Source organism: Megasphaera sp. MJR8396C (genome assembly GCF_001546855.1).
GTDB lineage: Bacteria > Bacillota > Negativicutes > Veillonellales > Megasphaeraceae > Megasphaera.
Genome location: NZ_KQ958207.1, coordinates 91,794 through 96,775, shown reverse-complemented (window position 1 = coordinate 96,775; position 4,982 = coordinate 91,794). Strand labels below are relative to the sequence as shown.

The 4,982-nt window shown below is 50.6% G+C and carries 1 protein-coding gene; it reads right to left on the bottom strand.

The features are described from left to right. A partial coding sequence (locus HMPREF3201_RS10570; RefSeq protein ID WP_369794848.1) for a beta strand repeat-containing protein occupies window positions 1-4,982 on the bottom strand: 4,982 nt, incomplete at both ends.

Genomic DNA, 4,982 nt, shown 5'->3' with positions numbered 1-4,982 from the left:
TCAGCGCCGTTGATAACGACGGCCGAACCGTCTTTACCGTTGACGCCAATCTTACCGTCGACACCGTCTGTACCGTCAGCGCCGTCTTTCGCACCGATGGAGATATCGTTGCTTAAGGCAACGGTAATCTTGCCATTCGTTGCATCGGCTGTGGTCGTGATATTCTGACCGTCACCGGCAACTTGGATGGTCTTGCCCAGGTCCTGCTTAACAGCAGCACCGCTGTCGTCGGTCAAGCCGAAGCCGCCACCATTTTCCGCATTTTTAACGTCATTGATAGCTGTCGTCAAATCACCGATATTGGCTGCGTTGTTGTAGTCTTCCTGCCCGTCTACAGAAGTGTCGTAAGTAGTACCAGTTGTACCGCTGGCTACGTTGGTAATCTTGTTACCACCGTTATTAAGGCCTGTTCCGGTCAAGGTTACAGGGTTACCCGTAGACGGTGTAATGGTAACGCCATCGTTGTTGACAACCGTAGCCCCTGTGGTGACAGAGCCGGTCGAGCCTAAGTTGATGTCTTTATTGAGCTTAACCGTCAACAGACCATTGTCACCAGTCTGGCTGGATACAACACCGATATTGAAATCAGTAAGATCAGCTTCATTTGCAGCATTACCTTTTACGTTAACTTGGTTGTTCAACTTGACGTTGGAAACACTACCGAAGTCACCGCCGTACTTCATGCCGTCATCGAGGGTAGCGACCGTCGCACCACCTACGGTGATACGATCAATGGGCGTACCGGTTACGTCATTAACGGGGTCAGCAACTTTAATCGTTACCGTCGTGCCCGGTGTTCCGTCAGCGCCGGCAGGGCCAGTCAAGCCGATAGAGCCGTCAGCACCGTTAAGCGCTACGCCAGAACCGTCTTTGCCGTTGACGGCCACTTTACCGTCTTCACCATCCGTACCTGCGGTACCGATGGAGAGATCGTTGCTCAAGCCTACGGTGAGTTTTTTACCATCAGCATCGGCAATGGTCGTAATATTACCGTCGCCGGCGATTTGGATGGTCTTACCCAGGTCTTGCTTAACAGCTGTGCCGCTGTCATCGGTCAAGCCGAAGCCGCCGATTGCATCTTTACCGGTACCATCAATAATCGCATCGCTTACAGATTTCAGCTGGTCTTCCGTAGCTGCACGACCGCTTACGATGTCAGGGTTAGTCATATCCCAAGTCGTATTTTCTAAACCGGTTACATAACTACCGGATTCAGTATAGCCATCGCCTGTGAGTACCGATTGATTACCGATCACAGCATCGCCGGCTTCTACCGTATTTAATCCGGTAATATCTTTCGCCAGGCGAACGGTCAATTTAGCATTATCGCTATCTTGTTCAGCAACGATGCCAATGTTGTTGCCAGTGGATAATTTGGTAGAATCCGTTTCTCCACCGACAATATTGACGGTCTTATTCAGTTTCACGGCAGCAGAACCAGTATCACCGGTGTATACCATACCATCGTTCAAAGTAGCAACGGTCTGGTCACCAATAGTAATTCTATCAGCTGCCGTACCTGTTACATCATTAGCACTGCCCGCCTTAATCGTAACCGGCGAGCCGTCAGCCGTGTTCAAGGTAATAGATCCGTTGGAGCCATCGATAGCCACAGAGGATCCGTCTGCACCGTTCACGGTAATGGAGCTGTCTGTACCGGCTGTCCCGGCGGTGCTGTCAGCTGCGCTGCCTAAGGTAATCTTATCGGCAAGCTTGAGGTCATAGGTCGTCTTATCGCCAGCAGTAGTAGCTGCAAGCTGCAAGTTTTTGCCTGCATAATTATCACTAGTACCTGCCGGTGTACCACCTTCAACTGTAACAGCTGTAGCTGCTGCTTTCAACTGGCCGTAATTGACAGCATCCGTGTTAGCTGTGCCTGCTCCCACATTAGTGATTGTATTACCACCGTTATCGAGGCCTGTGCCCGTTAATTTTACAGGGTTACCGGTTGTTGGGGTAATAGTTACGCCATCATTATTAATAACAGTAGCACCTGTTGTTACAGAACCTGTATCACCAAGTTTAAGATCTTTATTTAACTTAACTGTTAAGAGACCGTTAGCTCCCTCCTGACTGGATACCACACCGATATTGCCTGTAGTGAGGTCACCTTCAGTTGTTGCTTCGCCTTTGACGTTAACTTGATTATTCAATTTAACCTTGGAAACAGTACCGAAGTCGCCGCCATACTTCATGCCGTCGTCGAGGGTTGTCACCGTCGCACCACCTACGGTAACGCGGTCAATGGGCGTTCCGGCCAAGTTATTAACTTGAGTACCCGGTGCAATCGTAATCGTTGCGCCAGGAGTTCCGTCAGCGCCGGCAGGACCTGTTAAGCCGATAGTACCGTCAGCACCGTTGATAACGACGGACGAGCCGTCTTTACCGTTGACACCAATCTTGCCATCAGTACCATCTGTACCTGACTTACCAACAGAGATATCGTTGCTCAATCCTATAGTAAGTTTATTGCTGTCAGCATCGGCAGTGGTCGTAATATTACCATCACCTGCAAGTTGAATCGTTTCACCAAGGCTATCTTTAACGGCTGCGCCATTATCATCAGTTAAACCAAAGGCGCCAGTACCGGTCGAAATGGCATTCACCTTGTCGTTGATCGCTTTGAGCTGATCTTCCGTTGCGGCCCGTCCGCTTACGGCATCTGGATTAGCCGTATCCCAAGCTGTATTACTTAAACCTGTTAAGTAAGTACCAGTCTGAGATACACCGCTGGCCGTGGTTACCGTCTGGTTACCCAAGACGGCTGTACCAACAGTTACAGAACCGGTATCACCTAAGTCGATGTCTTTTACTAACTGAACTTTTAACTGGCCATTGACGTTATTGACGCCAATGTTGTTGTCCGTCAATTTAGTTGCGTCAGCACCGCCAACGATATCGAGCTGTTCGTTGAGTTCTTTCGCAATGACTTTCGTCGTGTCCGTCTGGCCGTCATCACCGGCGTACTTAAGACCATCGCTCAAAGTAGCAACGGTCTGGCCGCCTACCGAAATACGGTCTACAGAGGTACCGGCCAGGTTATTGGCACTAGTACCGGCCTGGATGGTTACCGGCGAACCGGAACCGGTGTTCAGAACGATAGAGCCGTTGGAGCCATTAATAGCTACGGCCGAACCGTCTGTACCTTTAGTAGTGACGGAGCCATCAGCACCATTAACAACTACGGAAGAGCCGTCAGCACCGTTCAGGGTAATAGAGCTGTCGGTGCCGGTTGTCCCCGTCGTGCTGTCAGCTGCGCTGCCCAAGGTAATGTTATCAGCCAGTTTTATATCATAGGTCGGTGAGCCATTGGCTGTAGTGGATGCGTTCACCTGCAAGTTGCTGCCTGCATAGGTTCCATCCGTCGGTGCAGCGGTACCACCGTCAACCGTAATCTCGGTTGTTTTCGATTCGCCAATAGCTATCTGGGCGATTCGCTGTTCTAACTGAGTTACGTTAACAGCATCGGTACCATCTGTACCGGCAGCAACGTTGGTAATCTTATTGCCGCCGTTGTTAAGGCCACCGTCAGTGAGGCTTACAGCCGTATCACCACTGCCAATGGTTACACCGCTGTTATTAACGACAGTGTTGCCCATGGTAACGGAACCTGTGGATCCCAGATTAAGATCTTTATTCAATTTCACGACTAAGAGACCGTTGTCGCCAGCCTGGCTGGATACGACACCGATGTTTCCTGTCGTGAGGTCAGCTTCTGTCGTCGCCTCCCCTTTTACATCAACTTGATTATTCAACTTGACATTGGAAACGGTACCGAAGTCGCCGCCGTACTTCATACCGTCATCTAATGTCGCAACAGTAGCACCGCCTACGGTAATTCGGTTAATCGGCGAACCGGTTACGTCATTGACACTGGAACCTGCCTGAATTGTTACAGGAGAACCGGAGCCGGTATTCATGACGATAGAACCGTTGGAGCCATTGATAGCTACGGAAGAACCGTCCGTACCATTCACGGTAACGGTACCATTTTCACCATCTGTACCGGTTGTACCAACTGCAACGGTGTTGCTCAAGCCTACGGTGATTTTACCATTCGTCGCATCACTGGTAGTCGTGATGTTGCCGTCACCGGCAATATTTAAGGTTTCCCCTAAATTACGATGTACGGTATCACCACTGTCGGCCGTGAAGTTCAAACCTTCATTGGTTAATTCGGTCTTAGCTGCATCGGTAATATTTTTAATGTCACCGATGTTAGCACCATTGGTAAGATTAGTGTACGTCGGGTTACCACTAGCATCGACACCATCGGAGCCGCTGGCTACGTTGGTAATCTGTTTGCCGCCGGCATTGATACCGTCAGTTGTGACAGACGGACCATTGGTGATGGTCAATCCACCAGTCGTGAGGGTCGTATCGCCGACTTTCACACCGTCATTGTTAACAACGGTATTGCCAGTCGTGACTGAACCGGTCGAGCCCAAGTCGATATCTTTATTTAGGCTGACTTCAAGGGCTCCGTCTTTAACGGCCGTCGTGATATTGGAGGTACCCGTCGGATTTTCAGTCGTAGCGGTACCATCGGTGACTCCGCCTTTGACGGTAATGGTCTTGCCGAGGTCCTGCTTAACCGTGGTGCCGCTGCCATCGGCAAGGCCGAAGCCACCGGTTGCGTTTTCACTGGTGCCATCGGCAACAGCAACGACTGCATCGCTTACGGTCTTCAGCTGATCTTCCGTAGCTGCACGACCGGTTACGATATCCGGATCGGATACATTCCAAGTCGTGTTATCCAAGCCGGTTACATAGCTGCCGTCTTGAGCCACACCACCGGCCGTAACGACGCCTTGGTTACCGATGACAGCATCGCCGGCTTCTACGGTATTCAAGCCGGTAATGTCTTTCGCCAGGCGAACGGTCAATTTGCCATTGTCTCCGTCTTGGGCGGCCACAATGCCAATGTTGTTGTCGGTCGATAATTTGGTAGCATCCGTTTCTCCACCGACAATATTGACGGT